This window comes from Selenomonas sp. (genome assembly GCF_057272215.1).
Map to the genome: position 1 here is coordinate 189,978 of NZ_DBHIUY010000006.1, position 13,608 is coordinate 203,585.

General features: G+C 56.9%; 17 protein-coding genes. 3 read left to right on the forward strand and 14 right to left on the reverse strand.

Going from position 1 to position 13,608, the window contains the following annotated elements; genetic code table 11:
- Positions 1-6: 6 nt before the first annotated feature.
- From ACO5Z0_RS07340 to tsaE, 14 genes are all read right to left on the reverse strand, one after another.
- Complete coding sequence (locus ACO5Z0_RS07340) at positions 7-282, reverse strand: hypothetical protein (protein ID WP_442672379.1); 276 nt, start codon at positions 280-282, stop codon at positions 7-9.
- A 112-nt stretch (positions 283-394) separates the two neighbouring features.
- Positions 395-604 (reverse strand): hypothetical protein, encoded by a 210-nt coding sequence (locus ACO5Z0_RS07345; protein ID WP_442672398.1) that lies wholly within the window; start codon positions 602-604, stop codon positions 395-397.
- A gap of 149 nt (positions 605-753) precedes the next feature.
- The gene (gene aepY, locus ACO5Z0_RS07350; protein ID WP_485649748.1) at positions 754-1,872 is read right to left on the reverse strand and encodes a phosphonopyruvate decarboxylase; all 1,119 of its coding nucleotides are present in this window, start codon (positions 1,870-1,872) and stop codon (positions 754-756) included.
- 24 nt (positions 1,873-1,896) lie between these two features.
- Complete coding sequence (locus tag ACO5Z0_RS07355; protein WP_485649749.1) at positions 1,897-2,640, reverse strand: class I SAM-dependent methyltransferase; 744 nt, start codon at positions 2,638-2,640, stop codon at positions 1,897-1,899.
- A gap of 14 nt (positions 2,641-2,654) precedes the next feature.
- Positions 2,655-3,770, reverse strand: coding sequence for a 2-aminoethylphosphonate aminotransferase (locus ACO5Z0_RS07360; protein ID WP_485649750.1), 1,116 nt, complete (start codon positions 3,768-3,770; stop codon positions 2,655-2,657).
- 53 nt (positions 3,771-3,823) lie between these two features.
- Entirely contained in the window at positions 3,824-4,741 is a 918-nt protein-coding gene (locus ACO5Z0_RS07365) for an Rpn family recombination-promoting nuclease/putative transposase (protein ID WP_485649751.1), read from the reverse strand.
- Between the two features lie 79 nt (positions 4,742-4,820).
- Positions 4,821-5,363 (reverse strand): flavodoxin family protein, encoded by a 543-nt coding sequence (locus ACO5Z0_RS07370; RefSeq protein WP_485649752.1) that lies wholly within the window; start codon positions 5,361-5,363, stop codon positions 4,821-4,823.
- A 146-nt stretch (positions 5,364-5,509) separates the two neighbouring features.
- Positions 5,510-5,797 (reverse strand): zinc-ribbon domain containing protein, encoded by a 288-nt coding sequence (locus ACO5Z0_RS07375; RefSeq protein ID WP_442672375.1) that lies wholly within the window; start codon positions 5,795-5,797, stop codon positions 5,510-5,512.
- 162 nt (positions 5,798-5,959) lie between these two features.
- The gene (locus ACO5Z0_RS07380; RefSeq protein WP_485649753.1) at positions 5,960-6,562 is read right to left on the reverse strand and encodes an ANTAR domain-containing response regulator; all 603 of its coding nucleotides are present in this window, start codon (positions 6,560-6,562) and stop codon (positions 5,960-5,962) included.
- Positions 6,552-8,009: a sensor histidine kinase gene (locus ACO5Z0_RS07385; protein WP_485649754.1), complete on the reverse strand. Its 1,458-nt coding sequence runs from the start codon at positions 8,007-8,009 to the stop codon at positions 6,552-6,554. Before ACO5Z0_RS07385 ends, ACO5Z0_RS07380 begins: the two co-directional genes overlap by 11 nt.
- Positions 8,009-9,040 carry a tRNA (adenosine(37)-N6)-threonylcarbamoyltransferase complex transferase subunit TsaD gene (gene tsaD / locus ACO5Z0_RS07390; protein WP_485649755.1) on the reverse strand — a complete coding sequence of 344 codons (1,032 nt, stop codon included), beginning with the start codon at positions 9,038-9,040 and terminating at the stop codon, positions 8,009-8,011. The genes ACO5Z0_RS07385 and tsaD overlap by 1 nt, the downstream gene beginning before the upstream one ends.
- Positions 9,033-9,521, reverse strand: coding sequence for a ribosomal protein S18-alanine N-acetyltransferase (gene rimI, locus ACO5Z0_RS07395; RefSeq protein WP_485649756.1), 489 nt, complete (start codon positions 9,519-9,521; stop codon positions 9,033-9,035). Before rimI ends, tsaD begins: the two co-directional genes overlap by 8 nt.
- On the reverse strand, positions 9,515-10,237 hold the full coding sequence (gene tsaB, locus ACO5Z0_RS07400) for a tRNA (adenosine(37)-N6)-threonylcarbamoyltransferase complex dimerization subunit type 1 TsaB (protein ID WP_485649765.1): 723 nt from the start codon (positions 10,235-10,237) through the stop codon (positions 9,515-9,517). The genes rimI and tsaB overlap by 7 nt, the downstream gene beginning before the upstream one ends.
- Complete coding sequence (gene tsaE, locus ACO5Z0_RS07405; protein ID WP_485649757.1) at positions 10,218-10,712, reverse strand: tRNA (adenosine(37)-N6)-threonylcarbamoyltransferase complex ATPase subunit type 1 TsaE; 495 nt, start codon at positions 10,710-10,712, stop codon at positions 10,218-10,220. The genes tsaB and tsaE overlap by 20 nt, the downstream gene beginning before the upstream one ends.
- A 393-nt stretch (positions 10,713-11,105) precedes the next feature.
- On the opposite strand from tsaE, the gene ACO5Z0_RS07410 reads away from it, so the two are divergent.
- The 3 genes from ACO5Z0_RS07410 (at position 11,106) to ACO5Z0_RS07420 (ending at position 13,495) form a co-directional block, all read left to right on the forward strand.
- Entirely contained in the window at positions 11,106-11,654 is a 549-nt protein-coding gene (locus tag ACO5Z0_RS07410) for an NADH peroxidase (RefSeq protein WP_442677122.1), read from the forward strand.
- A gap of 312 nt (positions 11,655-11,966) precedes the next feature.
- Entirely contained in the window at positions 11,967-12,770 is an 804-nt protein-coding gene (locus ACO5Z0_RS07415) for a TPM domain-containing protein (RefSeq protein ID WP_485649758.1), read from the forward strand.
- Positions 12,771-12,931: 161 nt separating this feature from the next.
- Entirely contained in the window at positions 12,932-13,495 is a 564-nt protein-coding gene (locus ACO5Z0_RS07420; protein ID WP_485649759.1) for a LemA family protein, read from the forward strand.
- Positions 13,496-13,608: the final 113 nt, after the last annotated feature.

A 13,608-nucleotide genomic window follows, 5' to 3' on the forward strand; every position in this document is an offset into this window, starting at 1 on the left:
AAAAACTTAACTCCTCCCTTGTGCCGCCTGCACATGCCGCTTCACATCATTCTGCCGTCCGCTTTGCAAAACGCCCTGCGTTCTCTGCCACGGACAGCATACGAGCGGCGCTCTATACAAATCCTTTGCGAGCTTTTTCCGATACTGCCAAGCGTGGACGAGCGAGAGCGCCGCCCATGCCGTACCGCAGATGATATGCAGGCGCTTCGCCGGAACAAAGAGCGTCACGACCGTACCGACGGCAGCCGCTGCCAGCGGCAGACCTAAGGAAACCTTTGCCATAACATCATCCTCCATGCAACGCATTATCAACACCAAAACACGAAAAGGGCTGCGCACGCAATATGCCATGACGATACGAGCATTTGCCTGCCGCAGCCCCTCTTATGTTTCCTTACTGGTTCGCGCCGGCTTCCTGCGCAGCAATCAGATCTTCCAGCTCTTCCTTCTGACGCTGAAGCTCGGCAAGCGGAACCTGCGCCGCCGGAGCGCCCTGCTGAATCGCCAGCATTTGCTGCTCGCGCTCCTGCATGAAACGATAGCCAAAGACGCCTGCAACGGCACCGACAGCAAGACCAATCCAGAAATCACTCTTAGAAAAAATCGTACCCATATTCTTTCATCCTCCTAAAGCTTAAAAATGTTGACGGAAAACCCTGTTTTTTTCAGTATTTTCTTACGCCAACCACTTTATTTATCATAGCGATTACACTACGCTTTGTCAAGGGTTTACAGGGCAGTATCTGTTATCAATTAACGACCGAGAAAGCGCATCATTCCTAGCTTGTTGGCACTTGGAGAGAGCGTCGGGCGACCGAGATCGGCACGCGAACCGATGGCGCAGCGCACCTCCAAAAAGTGCGGTCCCGACGACTCGCGCATCGCCGCTATGGCTGCGACAAGCTCCGCACGACTCGACACTCGCTGCGCGGACGCATAGCCGAGCGCCCGCGCCAGCGCCGGAAAATCAACGACAGAAGCCGCCGTCGGCATACCGCCGACGCTCTCATGCGCCTCATTGTTCAAAACGATGTGGCAGAAGTTCGCCGGAGCCGCTGCAGCGATGACGGCAGCCGCCCCCATGTGCATGAGAAAAGCGCCGTCGCCGTCGAGACACCATGTGCGCCGCTCCTTTTTTTCAAGTGCGATACCGAGCGCGATCGAAGAGCTGTGCCCCATCGAGCCAATCGTCAGGAAATCCCGCGCGTGTCCCTCGCCCCGCGCCTCCCTAAGCTCAAAAAGCTCACGGCTCGCCTTGCCCGTTGTCGAAACAAACACATCATCCGCACCGGCGGCTTCGAGGATCGTTTGAATCGCCTCCTCGCGGCGCAGCACATAGCTATTCTTGTAAGTGACCTTCGTATCGTGCGTGAGCGCCCCCTTCCGAACGACGAAGGCGACCGAGCGCCCCGCCTCCAGCAAGGGGCGGAAATGCGCCATCGCCTCTCTTACTTCTTCGCTCTGCGTTTCCTTGGAAAGCACAAAATGCTCGACCTGCATAAGATCAAGCAGAGGAAGCGTCACCTCGCCCTGATAAGCGTGCTGCGGCTCATCCTTCACCATCGGCTCACCGCGCCAGCCGATGACGAAGATCAGCGGGATGCCGTATGCTTTCTCATGCAGCAGCGATGCGAGCGCGTTGACGATGTTTCCCTCACCGCTGTTCTGCAAATAGACGAGCGGCGAGCGTCCCGTCGCAAGGTAATGCCCCGCCGCGATGCCCGCCGCCGTGCCTTCGTTCGCCGCGATGACGTGCGGCGCCTCGCTGCCGTATTCCTCGATCAAGGCGTCGCAAAGCGCGCGCAGCTGTGAGTCGGGCACGCCAACGAAAAAATCCGCGCCCGTGATTTCCAAGAACTCCGTCGCCTGCATGAAAATCCTCCTTCTGCCTGTCGTTCATTCTTTCGGCGTTTCCTCGCGAGAAAAAAATACGGAATACAGAAAGGGCGCATTCCAATAGCCTTCCATCCGTACCGGCTCGAAGGAAACCCGAAGATCGTGCTTCTCTGCAAATTTTTCAAAGAAACGCTTCTCATAAAAAAGTTTGTCCAGTCCTTGATAATGCACGTCATAGTCAGGATCGATCTGCCGGCGCAACGCGAAGAAATCGTCCTGCTTCTCAGCGTCATGCACTTCGAGGACGGCGATACTGCCGCGCGATTTTTCGACCATTCCTTCCATGACCTCTTGTGCATACGACTTATCGGCGAAGTAGTGAAAGACACCCGATGAAAACACCGCATCATACTTCTCCTCCTGCGGCAGCTGCCTCGCTTCTGCACAGACGGCTTCCCTCAGTGCCCCCCCGCAGAGGACATTTGTCAAAACAGAAACCAGCCTTTCCGAATAGTCTATGCCGCCGACAGAATAACCGTCCTGCTGAAACAACAAAAGATTGGCTCCCGCACCGCAGCCGACCTCGAAAACGCTTCCCTTCTCAGGCAGGCGAAGCGCCGCCTTGGTTTCTTCATACTGTTTCGCCAACGCCTCGTACGGAATGCCGCCAGCCACAACATCATAGCCGTTGATGCGCTTAAGCTCCATAAACATCTCCCGCTTGTCCGCGCGATCTATTCCTGCAAGCTGAACATTTCTCTTGTTCCAAATTTCCTGCCAGCGACTCATGTCCTTTCCATCCATCCCATGTCCCTTCATCATCCTTTTGGCGTCTCCATGCCCAGCGCGGCAAGAGCTTCCCCTAACACACGGAAAAACGCCTCGATGTCCGTCTCATCGATCGCGCCGAGCGCACACAGACGAAACGTGCCCTTTTCCTGCATCTTGCCCGGATAGATCGTGAAACCGTGCGCATAGCAATCGTCGTGCACACGATCAAAATTCCAGCGCGCATCGTCGGGATAAAGCACGGAGACAACAAGCCCCGACTGAATCTCCGGGCGGATCGCTTCTTTCAGCCCCAGCGCCGCAAGCCCGCGATGAATCGCCGCCGCTGTGCGTGCATGACGCGCCGCTTTCGCTGCTTCTCCTTCATCAAAATACTCCTTGAGCGCCTGCTTTGCCGCATAGATCGTCTGTACGGGCGGCGTGAACTGCATCTGCCCCGTCTTCTTGAAGTAGGCGTACTGTTGATAGAGATTGCAGTAATACGAGCGCACAGGATAGTCCTTCGACGCCTCGATGAGCGCCGTGCGGCCAATGATGAACGAAAGCCCCGTCATCGCCTGTATACCCTTCTGCGCCGACGCCATGCAGAAGTCGATATTGCACTCTTCCAAGGAAAAGGGCAGCATCGCATACGTCGATGTCGTATCGACGACAAATGCTGCGCCATGCGCATGTGCGAGCGCACCGATCTCACGGATGGGATTCAATACGCCCGTGCCAGTCTCGTGATGCGTCGTATAGACGAGCGCAATGTCGGGATCCGCCGCGAGCGTGCGCTCGACCGTCTTAAGGTCGGGCACATCTTCCACGGAAGAGCGCAGGTCGATATGCGAAAGCCCATACGCGCGGCAGATAGCAACGGCACGCGACGAATACGCGCCGTTGTTGACGATGAGCGCTTTCTTCCCCGCAGGCAGGAGCGAGTTCAGGCAAACATCCATATTGAGCGTGCCCGAGCCGCAAAAAAGCACACACGAAAAGCGCTCCGTTGAGGCATGCACAACCCGCAGCAAATCCGCCGCCACCTCGCGCATGACGGCACCGAACGCCTCTTCGCGCGGGCAAATATCGGGCACGACCTGCGCCATCTTCACCGTATCCGTCGTCGTTGCCGGTCCCGGATTCAAGAGGATCTTCCTCTCCATCAGCCATCGCCTCCGTAAAAATCAATTTTCATCACAAGACTCATCAGCCAGCCTCACAGCATCGTTTTGTAGCGAGCCTGTTCCGCTTTCGGAATGGAAAGAGCGTCCATAGCTTTTTCCGCCGTAAACTGCAGATTCGCCATAAGGCTGCGAATGGAAAAAACCCGTTCGCTCTCTTTGCCTTTTTCCATGCCTTGTTCCATACCTTTTTCCATACCTTGTTCCAACGCTTTCGCCGCCGCTTTCGCCGCTGCTTCCTCTGCCGCTTCTTCTGCACGAACCTTCAGAGCGCGTTCCTGATCCCAAACGAAATTCAGCATGTCAAAAACCTCCTCCGTCTGTTTTTTCCTGAAATACTCCTCTAAATAATTATTCTCCAGACAAAATCGGATGCCTTGCCGTACTGCCGTTTCAAGGCTCGCGCCATCTTTAACAAGCTGACGCGCCTTGGCGACAAATGCACTGTACGCTTTCAATGCGCGGCTCTTGGTAAGAATAGCATCGCCTTTCGCCTCATTGATGTTGATGACCTCGACCGTAAGCTCTATGTCGCCGAGTCTCCCACCAAAAGCATCGGAAAGGTGCTGCGTCCATCTACCAGGCATTTCTTCCTCGCCATTATACAGCACATAGAATCTCGGCGCAGGCAGCGGAATGCGAGCCAATCTATAGACGGCGTCATCATCAATATATTGACGATAAAGTTCAGCGATATACATGAGCAGGCGCAGAGGCATATTCTTGTTCAGCGTGCTTTGATGCTCCAAAAGAACGATGTGGCAATCTTTCACGAGGAAACCTACATCGTTGCGGATTCCCGTGAAAAATGTCCAATCCAATGTTGTCAGCTGTATATCGGATGAATCTACAGATTCGCCAAGCAGACCTGTGGAAAGTTCTGCTAAGCGCACTTCATCATGAAATATGTCGCGAAAAAGCGAATCCTTATACGTCCGGTTCACCGTTTTCATCACGCCGTTCATCTCCTCGCCTTGATTATACTACAAAGAATATTTTTTCGACAAGGCAGAATACAAAGAGCGCCGCTCGCTACTTCCCCGCTTCCAGCCGCGCCACGCGCTTCAGCCGCTTCTCCTGCATCAGGCGCATAAATGCACGCGCCTTTTGCAAATCCTCCTCGTCGGGGTGGCTTGCGGCTCTCTGCCAACGCGCCTGCGCTTTCTTTCCCGCGTGCGGATCATCGTCTGCGGCAGCTTCTTTCTTGCGCTTTTCGACGATCTTCGGGTGGATCCTGCCTTGGCAGGCGAACGTGCCGGCAATATAGCAGCCTTTGCCGAGCGCATATCCTGCGCGTGCAAAGGCTGTGACAGCGTGCTCGCTGCCCGGATCCGTGCCGTGCGTCTGGAACAGCACGACATCGATCTCCTCAATCCTCGGCAAGAGCGCGAGCATTTTGGGATCGGGCGCACCGCGGCGCAGCCAATAGCCAAGCGCCACGACGGCATAAGCGGAAAGATCGAGGGGAGCCTCGTCCACCGAAAAGAGGTCGGCTTCCGCCTCCTCTGCCATCGCCTCAGCGACGCGCTTCGTATTGCCCGTAAGCGACGAATAAATCACACACCATTTTTCCATAAAAAAGAATCTCCTCTCGTTTTCTGCCGTCCTTACTAGCCTGGCATGAAAACAAGAGGAGATTCTTCTATATGCTCTGCGACTTGGTTTGCTTATCGGAAGCCATCCCGCTGTTTCCTCCAGGCAAACGTCTGCAAAGATCCAGCTTATCTGCCCCTTCTGGCAGAGAAGCAATCGCGGCAGTAGACCGGGCGATCATCCTTCGGCTCGAACGGCACTTCCGTCTCCTTGCCGCAGGCGGCGCAAGTCACCGGGAACATCGTGCGCTCACCGCCGTCGCCCTCGTGGCTGCGGCGTCTCTTGCCGCGGCAGTCACGGCAGCGAACCGGATCATTCTCAAACCCCTTCTCCTTGTAGAACTCCTGCTCACCTGCGGTGAACGTGAACTCCTTGCCACAATCCTTGCAAACCAATGTCCTGTCCTGGAACTCCATGAAATATCTCCCTTGCTGGTAACATGTGAAAGCGCCCTTCCGGCGCTGCCCGCGCCGACGATTTTGTCCAAACCTGCGCTTGCTCAATCATTCTAACAGATTCAAACAAAAAGTGCAACTGAAATTATTTTACTATTTTTTGGATAATAACAAAGAGATTTCCTAGGAATTACACGGCTCCCTACGCTTTTCTTCCGCCTGCAGGATGCTTCTTGCGACATCCGTCATGGAGCGGCGGCGCTCCATGCTAAAGCGCCGCATACGCTGAAAGGCTTCTTCTTCTCGGATGCCGCAGCGATCCATCAGCACCCCCTTGGCGCGTTCGATGAGTTTTCGTCCTGCGAGCGTCGTCTTGAGTCCGCCAAGCTCTTCTTCCACGGCACGAAGCTCTTTGAGCCGGGCGCACGCGATCTCAACGGCAGGAAAAAGCTGCGTCTCTTCGATGGGCTTCACAAGATAGCCGCCGACGCCGGCTTCACTTGCACGCCGCACGGTCGCGGCATCGGAAAACGCCGTGAGAAGCAGCACGACCGCGAGCTTTTCGCGCACGATGACGCGCGCGGCGGCGACGCCGTCGACGTCGGGCATCTTCACGTCGAGCAGAGCAACGTCCGGGCGCAGTTCACGGCAAAGCGCGACGGCACGTCTGCCGTCCGCCGCTTCGCCGACGACCGTATGCCCTGCTTCTTCAAGCATCTCGCGAAGATCCATACGAATCAAAGGCTCGTCATCCGCGATGACGAAGCGCAGCTTCTTACGGCTCATCCAAACCCTCCTCCCACGGAATCTCCAAGATCACATGCGTACCGTGCGCCTGCGCATCCGAGCAGCTCTCGATGCGCAGGCTGCCGCCAAGCTCACTCTCCACAATCGTGCGCAGGATAGCAAGACCAAGCCGCTGGCTCTTTTCCGGCGCAAATCCCTCGGGCATACCGCAGCCATCGTCGTAGAAATCAAGACAGAAAACGCCCGTCCGGCGGCTCGTGCGCAGCCCGATCGTGCCGCTTCTGCGATCTTTGAAGCCATGTTCCAAGGCGTTTTGGAAGATCTCATTCATGACGAGCGCCAGATTCGCCGCACGCGCGATGGGCAGGGTGATTTCCTCGCCCTCGAACACTTCGGAAATTACGAAGTCCGCAGGCACGACGGTCCGTCGCACGAGTGCGAGCACCCGCTTCGCCGCCTTCTGTACGGCAAAACTCCCAGCGCCGTTCACCGACAGCATCTCATGTGCGCCCGCAATGGCGAGGATGCGTCCGATGCTCTCCTTGAGCGCATCCTTGACCTCTGCCGAGCCGCTTCGCCGCGCCTGCATACGAAGAAGTCCCGCGACGGTTTGCAGACTGTTCTTGACGCGGTGGTGAATCTCCTGAATAATCGCCGCCTGCACACGGATCTCGCGCTCCTTCTCGCGCAGTTCCGTCACATCCTGCAAGAGACGAATGCGCCGGATCTCCGCCCCGCCCTCGACGATCGCCACATCGCGCACCAAGAGCGTGCGTCCGCCGGCTTCGACCTCCTTTTCCTGCGGCGCACCTGCACGCATACTCTCGCGCGTAACCTGTGCATAGAGGCGACGGTCAAAGATCTGCACACCGACGAGACTGCCGACGCCAAGCATACGGTATAGGTGAAGCGCCGCCGCATTGGCAAAGACGATGCGGCGAAAACGGTCGGTGATGAGGATCGCCGTGCCGGGCGCAAGCGGACGAAGCGCATGGTCGGCAAGCGGTTTTTTCGCTTGCTGCACAACGTCCATCGCCGTTTTCGCCAAATCATCAAGCGCCGTCTGCGTCAATCCCTCGTCATCAAGCACAAGGGCGACGACAGCGAGGGGAACCGCGCCGTCCATAACGGCGAACGCAAGCATCTCAAGGCTCTCGCCAAAGCCGACCTCACGCTTGCCGCGATGCAGCCCGCCCCTTTGCAGCGCCGCATACACCAGCGGCTCCTCCGTACACACGACAGACGCCCCCACAGCAGGAAACGACGCTTCTTTTGAAAAAGCAGCGGTATGCGGCAGAAGACTCGCAGCGACGAAGAAGCGCCCCTTCTCCCGTGCAGGCAAATAAAGTGTCAGCTGCGCACCGAGAAGATCTGCGATAAAAGGCAGTGCACGCCCGACGCAATGCAGAAGCTCCGCCTGCACCGCTGAGAGCGGCGCGTTCTCTCGCGCCGCCGCCGCAAGAGAACGCGCGGAAAAAGCCCCCATCACGCCCCGCCTACATCACGGAGCGAAAGCCCCGGCACGGCATTCAAACGCAGGTCGGCATAACCGCCCGCCAAGGCTTGATAGTAGGCGCGGCAGCCAATCATCGCTGCATTGTCCGTACAGAGCATACGTCCCGGATAGTAGAATTCGACGCCGTTTTTTGCCGCTGCTTGGCGAAGCCGCCCTTCGAGCGAGCTATTCGCCGCGACGCCGCCCGCCAGCACCAGCGTCTTAAGCCCCGTTTCACGCAGAGCCGCCAGCGACTTCTGCACGAGCGTTTCAACGACGGCGCTCTGAAACGACGCCGCAACGTCGGCGGCATTGACCTCGATTTTCTTGAGCTTCATCGAATTCAAATAGTTCAAGACGGCAGACTTCAAGCCGCTGAAACTGAATTCATAGTTGCCTTCCGCTTCCAATGCGCGCGGAAATTCGATGGCGGAAGCGTCGCCGGCTCGCGCGAGGCGGTCGATCTCAGGACCGCCCGGATACGGCAGCCCGAGCACGCGCGCCACCTTGTCAAACGCCTCGCCCGCCGCGTCGTCGCGCGTCTGCCCGAGCAAAGTGAAGCGGTTATAATTCGCGACATGGACGAGCGCCGTATGTCCGCCCGAAGCCACGAGAGCCACGAACGGCGGTTCCAGCTTCGGCGCACGCAAGAAGTTCGCGAAGATATGGCCTTCGAGATGATTCACGCCGATGAGCGGCACGCCGAGCGAAAAGGCAAGCCCCTTGGCGGCGGCGACGCCGACGAGCAGCGCACCGACAAGCCCCGGTCCATAGGTGACGGCGATCTGCCCGATCGCTTCTTTCCCGACGCCCGCTTTTTCCAACGCCTCATCGATGACAGGTACAATGTTCACGATATGACAGCGCGAGGCGATCTCCGGCACAACGCCGCCATACTTTTGATGCACGGGAATCTGCGTCGAAATGATGTTCGACAAGACCTCGCGCCCGCCGCGCAATACGGCGGCAGACGTCTCGTCGCAGCTCGTCTCGATGGCGAGCGTCAAAATATTCTTATCCATGCGCCTCGTCTCCCTTTCCGCCCGCCGCACCAAGCGTCGCTTCGATGTCCGTATTCCAAAGGATCTCCGCATCCTCATCATTGTCCGTGTAGTAGTGCGGTCTCCTACCGACACTTCGAAAGCCGAACTTTCGATAGAGCGCAAGCGCAGCTTCGTTCGACGGACGCACTTCAAGCGTCATGCTGCGTACGCCGCGCCCGTATGCGATCCGCATGAGTGCAAGAAGAAGCGCTGTCCCCACGCCGCACCGACGCATCTCAGGCGCGACGGCAACATTCGTGATATGCCCCTCGTCGCCGAGCAGCCAAACGCCGACATAACCGACGACCTCTTCATCCGCCGACGCCAGCAAATAATACGCCGCCTCTTGCGCCGCCTCTTCCCAGAAAGACTCGCGTGACCACGGCATAGAAAAGCACGCGCGTTCCACCTTTTCCACGGCTGCAGCGTCCGTCGGCAGCATCTTGCGGAACGTCAGCATGGAGCGTCCCCCTTTTCACGCCCGTGACGCTTCTCCCAGAGCACCTCCGCTTCCGAGCGTCGGATATAGAACGGCTCAAGCGTCATCAAATCGTCGCTCTCCCCCAATGTCAGCCGCGAAAGACCGAGTCGCGCAACATGCGAGGCGCGCGCCGCCAGAAGGTGCGCGGGCGCGAGCGTGACATTTTCAGGCAGATCGCCCAGGCGATCCCGCTTCTTCTGCACAAGCTCACCCGTTATGAGGACCTGCCGCCCCATAGCAGCCGCCGCAGCAATCGCCTCGGCAAGCGGCGCGACATGCACGGGACGCACCTCATGCAAGCCATCCCCTCGCCACTCGTACAGTCCCGCATAAGCGTTGCCCTTCTGCGCATCCATCAGCGCGAGCGTATAGACGCCCGGCACGGGAAAAGCGAGCGCAAACGCCGCCAAAGTCGATACCCCGACGAGCGGTATACCCAAGCCATAAGCCAGTGCTTTCGCCGTAGCAAGACCGATGCGAAGCCCCGTGAAAGAGCCGGGACCGATGCTCACGGCAACGCCGCAAAGCGCCGACTTCTCGACGCCCGAAAAAGCGAGCGCACCTTCGATATGCGAAAGAAGCGTCTCCGAATGTGTATGCCCCGCCTCGACCGTCACTTCCGCCAAGAGCTTCCCCTCATGCGCCACAGCGACGCTCGACGTCGAACTTGCCGTATCAATCGCCAGAATTGACAACATGCTTCATCTCCTCAAAAAAGCCACAGAGCCTCGTTCCCACGAGCGAAAACCGCATACAACGGCGATTCTCTTCCCCTGCTGCGGACGGCGATACGCGCTCGATCATCACACGCACATAATCTTCGGGCATCTCCTCCGTAAACTTGTCGAACCACTCAATGACAACGACGCCCTCAGGATCGTCCGCATATTCATAGAAACCGATGCCGTCCAGCTCTCCCGCGCGTGTCAAGCGATAGACGTCAAAGTGCGTCAAACGCATCCTGCCTTCATATATATTCATCAAGTTAAACGTCGGACTCGTCACCTCACCCGAAAAATCCAAACCGCGCGCCAATCCCTGCACGAAAAGCGTCTTTCCCGCGCCGAGATCGCCGGCGAGCGCAAAGACCGCCCCTGCCGGACAGATCGTTCCGATACGCTCGGCAAGCGCCGCCGTCTCTTCGGGAGAAACGGTTTTTACCGTAAACATCTTTTACACACCTCTCTCAAAAAACGCCGCTCGTACCAAACTTCTCCCCCGCAGCGCTTCTGTAAACTTCTTTTGCCTATCATCATACCACAAGCCTGCCGCTTTTTGAAATCATCCTGCAAAGATATAGCGATACTCCTTATCAATAATAACTATCCGATAATATTTATTTTAGAAAATTACGCAAAAAGTAGTATTACAGAGCTATTCTTTGATTCATGGATATATTTTTATTATTCCGCTATTTTTCCACATTTTCTTTTTAGGACAGTACACCTATAATAAAGGCACAGCGAGCGGCAAGCACTAGAGGGAAGTACAACCTCTGCACAATAAGGCGCTCGCCACAATCAAGAAAATTCACATCGACCATATTTGAGGAGGACATGTAATATGAAAAAGTTTGTTTGCACAGTCTGCGGTTATGTTCACGAGGGCGATCAGGCTCCGGCAGAGTGTCCGATCTGTCATGCTCCCGCTTCCAAGTTCATCGAGCAGACGGGTGACATGCAGTATGCGGATGAGCATCATGTCGGCGCCGCCAAGGGCGCGGATGAAAAGGTCATCGAAGGCCTGCGCATGAACTTCACGGGCGAGTGTTCCGAAGTCGGCATGTACCTCGCGATGAGCCGACAGGCGGATCGCGAAGGCTATCCCGAGATCGCCGAGGCTTTCAAACGCTATGCTTTCGAGGAAGCTGAACATGCAGCAAAGTTCGCGGAACTTCTCGGCGAAGTCTTGACGACGAGCACGAAGGAGAACCTCAAAATGCGCGTCGACGCCGAGCACGGAGCCTGCGCAGGCAAGAAGGAGCTCGCAACGCTCGCGAAGAAGCTGAACCTCGACGCCATTCACGACACCGTGCACGAGATGTGCAAAGACGAGGCACGCCACGGTCGTGGCTTCAAGGGGCTCTTCGACCGCTACTTCGGCGATAAATAAGAAAAATCCCCCTGGGGCGGGGATCTTGAACCGCCCCAGAGAAACCTTCTCAACCCCATAACCACTATCCAGAGGGGATTTCCCCAATCCCCGACCACTCCCTGAAAGCGGCCCTTTCCCCAAGGGTCGCTTTTTTATGCCATTTTGCTTGAAGCCAATCCACGATTAAGAAGTCCGTCTGATTTACGGGCTTTTTTTCTTTATGCTATAATAAATGCGCTGATTCGTACCAATGCACCATTGTATTTTTCCAACATTCCATTTGCTTTCCCGTCTTTGAGAAAGCGCCACCAACGAAAGGATGTGCAGCAAATGAACACACACCATGCACGGCAGCATCTCTGCGCTCTCCTCTTCATCCTGTTCAGCATCTTCATACTCGCCGCGCCATCGGCGGACGCTGCTGTACCGCCGAAACCTCAGCAGCGCGAATATGTCGTCGACACAGCAGGCATCGTTTCGGCAGAGAATCGCGCACAGATCAAGAAAATCGGCGAAGAGCTGCGCGAAAAGACGAAGGCGGAAATCGTCGTCGTCACCGTCAACACCTTGGACGGCGCCGACATCGAATCATACGCAAACAAACTCTTCCGCAGCTGGGGCATCGGCGATGCGAAGCAAAGCAACGGCGTCCTCCTGCTCATCGCCAAGGACGACCGCAAATTCCGCATCGAAGTCGGCTACGGTCTTGAGGGAGAAATCACGGACGGCAAGGCAGGCGAAATCCTCGACAAGATGAAGCCGTACTTCCGCGATGAGAAGTACTCCGAGGGCGTGCTCAATGCCTATCAAAAACTCGCCGCCTATGCCTACCGCGCCGCAGGCGTCGCACCGGGCGCTGATGTGAGCGAGCCGCTTAAAGCAGCGTCCACGAATGAAGAAGAAGAACCGAGCATCCTGATGAATGTCCTCATCTTCTTCCTCGCCATCATCGGCATGATCCTACTCGGCGTCATCCTGAACTGGCTTCTCGGCATTCTCAACCAAGCGCTCGGCCCCGGCAGCGGCGGCTCCTCGCGCAGCGGCTACAGCGGCGGCTCTTCCGGCGGCGGTTCTTCCGGCGGCAGCTACGGCGGCGGCTCTTCCGGCGGCGGCGGCGCATCAGACGGCTGGTAAACTACACGCACAAACGTCCACTTCGTGGACATTGTGCGCCGCCCTTACAGAAGCCTAGCCAATCGGTCTGCACCTTCGGCTTGACCTCTTGGGGCCTCATGGTAAACCATTCTATATTTGCTCAGTCATTCCATCGGCAGAAACAGAAAGGAGTTTTCAACATGAACAAAGGACTGATCGCGCTCGGCGCTGTCATCGTCGTCATTATCTTCATCCTCGGCGGAGTCTTCTCCCTTTACAACGGGCTGAAGGAAGCTGAAATCAGCGTTGACGCAGCGTACGGACAGGTCGAGAACCAAATGCAGCGGCGCAGCGACCTCATCCCAAACCTCGTGAACACGGTCAAGGGATATGACGTACACGAGAAGGCTGTCATCGAAGGAGTTGTCAATGCGCGCGCCAAACTCGCAGGCGCGCAGGGCGTCGAGCAGATGGATGCGGCAAACGCAGAGCTTTCCGGCGCACTCGGCCGTCTCTTCGCCATCGCCGAAGCGTATCCCGACCTTAAAGCAAACACGCAGTACCTCGAACTCATGCGCGAGCTTTCCGGCTCAGAGAACCGCATTGCCGTCGCGCGGCGCGATTACAATGAAGCGGTACGCCAATACAACGTGCGCATCTCGACCTTCCCCGGCGTATTCTTCGCCGGCTTCATGGGCATGACGGCAAAGCCCCAGTTCAAAGCGAAAGAAGGCGCGGATTCCGTGCCCGAAGTAAAGTTCTAAACGACCATCCGAAACACAAAAAGCCCCCGCGCCTTTTGGCGCGAGGGCTTCCATCTTCATGGTGGCGGCACAGAGATTTGAACTCCGGACACTGCGGGTATGAACCGCATGCT

Bases quoted from the DNA above. Each gene is read 5' to 3' on its own strand.
- ACO5Z0_RS07340 (WP_442672379.1), bottom strand. From the start codon at position 282: ATGGCAAAGGTTTCCTTAGGTCTGCCGCTGGCAGCGGCTGCCGTCGGT.
- aepY (WP_485649748.1), bottom strand. From the start codon at position 1,872: ATGCAGGCGACGGAGTTCTTGGAAATCACGGGCGCGGATTTTTTCGTT.
- ACO5Z0_RS07355 (WP_485649749.1), bottom strand. From the start codon at position 2,640: ATGGATGGAAAGGACATGAGTCGCTGGCAGGAAATTTGGAACAAGAGA.
- ACO5Z0_RS07360 (WP_485649750.1), bottom strand. From the start codon at position 3,770: ATGGAGAGGAAGATCCTCTTGAATCCGGGACCGGCAACGACGACGGAT.
- ACO5Z0_RS07365 (WP_485649751.1), bottom strand. From the start codon at position 4,741: ATGAAAACGGTGAACCGGACGTATAAGGATTCGCTTTTTCGCGACATA.
- ACO5Z0_RS07370 (WP_485649752.1), bottom strand. From the start codon at position 5,363: ATGGAAAAATGGTGTGTGATTTATTCGTCGCTTACGGGCAATACGAAG.
- ACO5Z0_RS07375 (WP_442672375.1), bottom strand. From the start codon at position 5,797: ATGGAGTTCCAGGACAGGACATTGGTTTGCAAGGATTGTGGCAAGGAG.
- ACO5Z0_RS07380 (WP_485649753.1), bottom strand. From the start codon at position 6,562: ATGAGCCGTAAGAAGCTGCGCTTCGTCATCGCGGATGACGAGCCTTTG.
- ACO5Z0_RS07385 (WP_485649754.1), bottom strand. From the start codon at position 8,009: ATGGGGGCTTTTTCCGCGCGTTCTCTTGCGGCGGCGGCGCGAGAGAAC.
- tsaD (WP_485649755.1), bottom strand. From the start codon at position 9,040: ATGGATAAGAATATTTTGACGCTCGCCATCGAGACGAGCTGCGACGAG.
- rimI (WP_485649756.1), bottom strand. From the start codon at position 9,521: ATGCTGACGTTCCGCAAGATGCTGCCGACGGACGCTGCAGCCGTGGAA.
- tsaE (WP_485649757.1), bottom strand. From the start codon at position 10,712: ATGTTTACGGTAAAAACCGTTTCTCCCGAAGAGACGGCGGCGCTTGCC.
- ACO5Z0_RS07410 (WP_442677122.1), top strand. From the start codon at position 11,106: ATGAAAAAGTTTGTTTGCACAGTCTGCGGTTATGTTCACGAGGGCGAT.
- ACO5Z0_RS07415 (WP_485649758.1), top strand. From the start codon at position 11,967: ATGAACACACACCATGCACGGCAGCATCTCTGCGCTCTCCTCTTCATC.
- ACO5Z0_RS07420 (WP_485649759.1), top strand. From the start codon at position 12,932: ATGAACAAAGGACTGATCGCGCTCGGCGCTGTCATCGTCGTCATTATC.